Genomic DNA, 5,456 nt, shown 5'->3' with positions numbered 1-5,456 from the left:
GATGCGCTCTAACGGCTGTATACGCCCATTTACGGACTGTATCGAACAGTGTGCAGTTACGTCCAAGCCCTGAAACTTCCTGTTTCTTACTTAATTTCTTCGGTAGCTCTATGAAATCGGCTAGATAGTCGAGCGTATATGCCCTTTCTGTCCAAAAGGTTGTACGCCAATCAGAGTGAAAAGGATTTTTAGTAATAAGATGGCTATATCCCACATCGGCACCAAGTTTATTGGCAAGCCCTGCTTGAACCTTAGCTGCATAGCTAATAGCTTTTTGACTGGCTAATTCACTGGTACATAGTGGAATTTCTAATTTATAGCAGATATGAGCATGACCATTCTTGTGGGTCTGTGCTGTCCAGTAAGGTTTTGGCAAGTTTGCGTCATACCAAGCCATGACAGCTTCTGAACGGTCTATGTCAAAAAAGAAGTAATGAAGCATACAAGGCTGATTGCCTTGTATGTATTGCATATTGATTGCCGTTTTTTTCGGTCTTATTTGTAAACCATACAGTAACTCATCTGCACAGTATGGTTTATGAGCAAGATTTTCAAAAAAATCGCTTAATTGAGCGTTATTCACCTTTTGCAACGTCCTATATGTTGCAAATGCTCAAAACATTGGTAAAATACAGTTATCTGATTTGTGTTTTACCGATGCTTTAAGTATTTGTTAAACAATGAGAAAAAAGCGAGCCTGCCAGCTTGCTTTTTTTTCGCCTATCGAAAATATTACACCTTTTCAAAGAACTATCAAAGCACTGATTTTTCAAGAAAAATATGTAAATTATAATGCATCGTAATTACTCTGTATTCCTGAATGGCAGGCAAATCAGATGCATCTATATCAAAAACTCGATATTCTCAGTAAAGCTGCAATTTTTTGTCGTACTTCTTCAAGTTCTTCAGGCTTTGCCTGACCTTTCTTTGTTGCTGATCGAGCAGTCCAATCTAGGCTTTTGACTTGATCAGATAGAGCCACATTTTCAGGATTACCTGAAATTTTAACCTCAAAGGGATAGCCCTTAATCTGCGTTGTCATCGGACAGCAAACCAAGAGGCTTGTGGCTCTATTATATGATGAAGGACTTAAAACTAACGCTGGTCTATGCCCTGCCTGTTCATGCCCACTTTGTGGGTTAAAGTTAATCCAGATAATATCGCCTTCTTCTGGTACATAGCTCATTTTAATAGCATTCCTTACCAACAGCTTGCCCAGTCTCTACTTCACCATGCAAATTTTCGGGCGTTATCCCCTCTAAAAGCTGTTCTAAAGATATATTAGATTTCTGTCTAATTGGTTTGATAACAATTGAATCATCTTGAGTAAATACTTCAACAAGACTATCTAATTTCAAATTAAGGCTTTCAAGGAAAACTGAGGGTAGGCGAACAGCAGCACTGTTACCCCATTTTTTGATTGCTAATTCCATAACAATAACTCCAAGTATCTACATTGTAGATACTTTAGTTTTTTAAAATCATTCTGTCAATTAAAACGGGCTAGGGGAATCATACCCACGATCATTTTTATGCACATTTTCTTGCTGAAAACGCTGTTCCCTGCGCTTTTCCAATGTGTCTAAAGCTTGCCTGATAAGGCTTGGATCAATTCCGCTAATTTTTGTTGAAACTGCTCTACTGAGCGCATTCTCTCTGTGATCTGCATTGCTAGTGGTGCAGTCTGCTTCTCGATCTCGATCTGCACCAAATTGGGTAAAATCTCGGCTAACAGCCGTTTGGTGTGGCTCTCGATCTCCAATTCGCCCACCAGTTTCTCTAAACGTGTCTGCAAATGTAAATTTAAGTTCTTCTCCAAGTTTGTAAATAGAGACTGCGAAAGCTGGGGTTTCTGTAAATCCTTGATTAACTTGACTAGATTCTCGTTTTCTTTCGCTACCAAGTTCGAGCGCTGCACTAACTCGTTGACGTAATTCTTGAGCTGCTCGATGGTCAATGATTGCTGCTGAATGATTTGTAGTGCTTTCTCTTGCTCTTGCTGTTGTTGCTTCAATTGATTCTGCTGTTCTTCGATAATCTTCAATAACTGCGATTCGAGATTCACTTAACGCACCTCCCTTACTATCCCAAGCGGTCTCGTCCCATTGTCCAGTGCGTAACTCTCTTTCACGTTCGGGTCTAACTCTACGCACAGTTTCCCCCCACATTCCATTGTGATCATGCTTCCGCCTTGTGATTTCAGATAATCGACTTTGTTCTGCATCTCGTTTATGTCGTTGTATTTGCTCTTGCTTACGTAGCCTAGAGCAATACTCGATATAAGCAAAATAAGAGCTATCGAAGCTAAAACTATATTTGATGTAAAAAGGGTTTTCTTGATCTTGGCTGTTTCGGCTATTCCTTGGCTCATGCTGTTCAATTGAGCTGATTGGGCTTTTAACTGCTCGAGCTGCTCTGCCTGTTGGCTCAAAAGGTTGGCTGTTCCTTCCGTTTGCTGCTGTAAAAGTTCGGCTAAACTCTGACTCGCGGTTTGGGCTGAATTTAGGCTCTGTTTGGCTTCGTTCAAGAGATTGGTAGCGTCCTTCGTTGTATTTTGAACGTCCTCCTGCAAGCTCTGTAAATCTTTTTTCGAGCTGTTCAGCAAGCTTTTTGTGTTCTTCTGAAATAAACCTATTTTCTCTTGATGCTCTTGCATCACTTGTTTCTCTTGTTCGATTCTCAAAGTAAGATTCGACACTAAATTCTGACTCATAAAATGCACCCTTTAAGCGTATCGCTTTATCTGCACCATCTAATTTTAATGAAATGAATTTGTCACTAATTCGAGTGACTTCTCCAAGCTCCGAAACAGCATCTAAAACGTCCGTTCTATCTTTAATGAAATCAAAATAAATACGTTGTTCTATAAGGCTTCCAATCACTTCACGAATATCATTAACAGCCTTACCTTTTAAGCCTGCCCGGATTGCGGCAGCATCCTGAAAATGAACATGGTCAGGCGTTTGAGTATCATGTTGTAAAATCGGGTTATCAGGTCGTGACCATCCTTTTGAATAATTAAAATAGTCTCGGAGAGGGTCGAAATATTTCTCATGCCCTGGAGGAGCAATATTGAGGGCTTTGCCTGTGTCCAACTCAATCCGTGGCACTAAAAAATGCACATGCTTCGAGCCGTCATCTTCTTCATGCAAAACGGCTGTGAAGTGATATTGATGTGGCTGTAACCCTGCAAAGGCATGCTTTTCGAAACCATCCAAAACTTCGCTAATTTCCTCATTGGTCGGTGCATCATCTTTCGACCAAGCAATCACACCGCTTGTATATTTCCACTCGTTTTCTATTGATTCGGCAATTGCGGTAAATGTATGCGGATCTCCCCGCAAAATTTGAACATCAGGTCGAGGACGGTTGAGATGATCAAGTTCTGCAATTAAATAACTTGCAGCTTTTGCAGGGTCGCCTTTTCCATGTTTGAGAAATTTAATGTACATCCTCTACCCTCCTTTTTTTCAAAGCCCTTTCCCGTGCACGGCTTACAGCTTCAGGGCTTCGTTCAATTTTCGGAAGTTGACCAAGCCAATCATGTAAATCATTTTGGATTTGGCTTAACGTATGAAAACATTCAAGAAAAGAAAATTTAGAAATAGCATTAGGGTCTTGGCGAATGAAATTTAAAAACTTCGCAATTTGATTGATGTTATTTCCAATTCTTCCAATTTGAAAAAGTACAGCAGGGTCTGCTTTTGGTGGTTGTTTAGCTGCGCGTTGTTTTTTCTTTGGCTCAATTGAACCCTCAATAATTTCACTGGATACAGTCTGGAATTCGGCTCTGATTTTTTGACCAATTAAAGCATTCACAAACTCACTAAAATTCAGGTCACGATCAGCTAAATATTTTTCTAATTGCATCGCCTCAAATTCAGTTAAACGCAGGCGTTTAATTTCTGTTCTTAAATTTTTCTTTTTTGCCATGAAATTTCCCTAAATTAAATCCACAATGGATTGGGGTCTTAGGGGTGAAACCCCTAACAAGCACCACGTGACACAATAAACAACATTACGTAGTGAGGGCTGTTTTTGTGGCTACGGGGTAGGCTTGCTCAATTCAAGATAGCATCTAGTTTTAGTGCATTCAATATTTGAAAAATGTTGAAGCACAAAACAATGCTAGCTGTGAATTGGGCGGTATTAAATAACTCAATATTAGCGAGCTATTTAAGCAAAAATAAATCTCTGTTTACATTCTTCAAGATTTGAATTATGGAACTGTCTTAATAATTTAAATATTAGAAAAAGAAAATTAAAAAGGCTGGTATCTGATTTAGGCTCACTTTCACACTTGTTCTAACCATAAGAGAGATTTGTTCGTCTCAAAAACCCTAAGAGCGCTGATATCTGATTTAGGCTTATCTGCTGTCATTTTCAATGTTAAAGTTAAATATTTAAATATGAGGAATAATTATGGGGTTTTTCAGTAAGTTATTTGGAAAGAAAGAACCTGTCGAACAGGAGCCTCCATATCCTTCTTGGGTACTAGATCAATCAAAAATGCAAGATTTCGCAAATACTCTCAAACAAATGGCAAGGGAAAGAAACATCCCTGAAAAATTTATATATGGCTTAATGGAAAATGATTATAGCCGAGATAAATTATTGTTTACGGCTGGTTTATTAGAAAAAATTCAAGGAGCCACTTTCGATCAGCAAATTAAAGCTATTTGCGATCAAGCAGAGAAGTATTGGAATAATATGGACGATAAAAAAAGTTGGTTTAATTAAAATGGAATTTATTTTTATTATTATAGGGTTAGGTCTTCTATTCTTATTTTTTAAAGCCAAATCACAGGTTAGAAGCTCAGAGTTTGGTAAAGAAGCACGACATATTGCAATAAATGAGTTAGGCGTTCATCCTGGATACTTTAATTACTGTGTACAAAATGACATAGAAAATATTAAAGAAGCGGCACTAGATATTAAAAAAATGTCTTCTTTTTATGCATCGCAAAGTTGGCCAAGACTTTTAGCATGGACTATTTATGGTGGTTATAAACATAATTGTCATAATGCCTATTTCAAAGAAGATCCCATTGCTTTAAACAACTTAAAGAAAGCAGGTGTCCCTTTTGAAATAATTGCAAAAGAAGCCAATACGGAGCATAAAGCCGAGAAACACCTTAAAAACTCTTAAATCTTTCCTAATTTTTTCCGTCGATAATAAGTACTTTGTGATATGCCCATATCTAGCCAAGGTTTCAGAGTTCTTTCTGAATTAGAAACCTTGGTTCTTTTGGAAACAGTTCCGCCCATTTGTCCTTTACGGCTTTGACGATCTATAAACTCTTGATAGCAATAAGCGTCTTTCTTCCAACAGTACGTGGCAATGCTTTTAGCAGTCGCTTTGATTTCGGAATACGGTAATGGTTCTAAAAACGCTTCATTTACGTTTAAACAGTGTTTAGTGACTTCTTCTAGCCAAGTACTATAAACACCTCCTC

Annotated in this window: 7 protein-coding genes and 1 pseudogene; 2 read left to right on the top strand and 6 right to left on the bottom strand. The window is 38.3% G+C overall.

The genetic code is table 11. The features are described from left to right. From D7V20_RS18420 to mobC, 5 genes are all read right to left on the bottom strand, one after another. On the bottom strand, positions 1-583 hold a 583-nt coding region (locus tag D7V20_RS18420), incomplete at its 3' end, for a replication initiation protein (protein WP_171407861.1). A gap of 264 nt (positions 584-847) precedes the next feature. After that, positions 848-1,186 carry an endoribonuclease MazF gene (gene mazF, locus D7V20_RS18415; RefSeq protein ID WP_228149563.1) on the bottom strand — a complete coding sequence of 113 codons (339 nt, stop codon included), beginning with the start codon at positions 1,184-1,186 and terminating at the stop codon, positions 848-850. Position 1,187: 1 nt separating this feature from the next. Further along, entirely contained in the window at positions 1,188-1,433 is a 246-nt protein-coding gene (locus D7V20_RS18410; RefSeq protein ID WP_074947931.1) for an AbrB/MazE/SpoVT family DNA-binding domain-containing protein, read from the bottom strand. 60 nt (positions 1,434-1,493) lie between these two features. Further along, the gene (locus D7V20_RS18405) at positions 1,494-3,452 is read right to left on the bottom strand and encodes a relaxase/mobilization nuclease domain-containing protein (protein ID WP_120385337.1); all 1,959 of its coding nucleotides are present in this window, start codon (positions 3,450-3,452) and stop codon (positions 1,494-1,496) included. Continuing rightward, positions 3,442-3,933, bottom strand: coding sequence for a plasmid mobilization relaxosome protein MobC (gene mobC, locus D7V20_RS18400; protein WP_094149093.1), 492 nt, complete (start codon positions 3,931-3,933; stop codon positions 3,442-3,444). The genes D7V20_RS18405 and mobC overlap by 11 nt, the downstream gene beginning before the upstream one ends. Positions 3,934-4,422: 489 nt before the next feature. Here mobC and D7V20_RS18395 point away from each other — a divergent pair, with 489 nt between their 5' ends. Then, positions 4,423-4,740: a hypothetical protein gene (locus D7V20_RS18395; RefSeq protein ID WP_094149091.1), complete on the top strand. Its 318-nt coding sequence runs from the start codon at positions 4,423-4,425 to the stop codon at positions 4,738-4,740. A 1-nt stretch (position 4,741) separates the two neighbouring features. Further along, positions 4,742-5,149: a hypothetical protein gene (locus tag D7V20_RS18390; RefSeq protein WP_120385336.1), complete on the top strand. Its 408-nt coding sequence runs from the start codon at positions 4,742-4,744 to the stop codon at positions 5,147-5,149. Here the strand turns inward: D7V20_RS18390 and D7V20_RS18385 are convergent. Next, a pseudogene (locus tag D7V20_RS18385) lies at positions 5,146-5,456 on the bottom strand (primase C-terminal domain-containing protein); the annotation flags it as partial. The gene D7V20_RS18390 and the pseudogene D7V20_RS18385 sit on opposite strands and share 4 nt — an antisense overlap.

The sequence above is a fragment of the Acinetobacter rongchengensis genome (assembly GCF_003611475.1).
Taxonomy (GTDB): Bacteria; Pseudomonadota; Gammaproteobacteria; order Pseudomonadales; family Moraxellaceae; genus Acinetobacter; species Acinetobacter rongchengensis.
This window is presented reverse-complemented; position numbering and strand designations above follow the sequence as displayed.

Excerpts from the sequence above, each read along its gene's own strand:
- D7V20_RS18405 (WP_120385337.1), bottom strand. The coding sequence starts at position 3,452 with ATGTACATTAAATTTCTCAAACATGGAAAAGGCGACCCTGCAAAAGCT.
- D7V20_RS18410 (WP_074947931.1), bottom strand. The coding sequence starts at position 1,433 with ATGGAATTAGCAATCAAAAAATGGGGTAACAGTGCTGCTGTTCGCCTA.
- mobC (WP_094149093.1), bottom strand. The coding sequence starts at position 3,933 with ATGGCAAAAAAGAAAAATTTAAGAACAGAAATTAAACGCCTGCGTTTA.
- D7V20_RS18395 (WP_094149091.1), top strand. The coding sequence starts at position 4,423 with ATGGGGTTTTTCAGTAAGTTATTTGGAAAGAAAGAACCTGTCGAACAG.
- D7V20_RS18390 (WP_120385336.1), top strand. The coding sequence starts at position 4,742 with ATGGAATTTATTTTTATTATTATAGGGTTAGGTCTTCTATTCTTATTT.
- mazF (WP_228149563.1), bottom strand. The coding sequence starts at position 1,186 with ATGAGCTATGTACCAGAAGAAGGCGATATTATCTGGATTAACTTTAAC.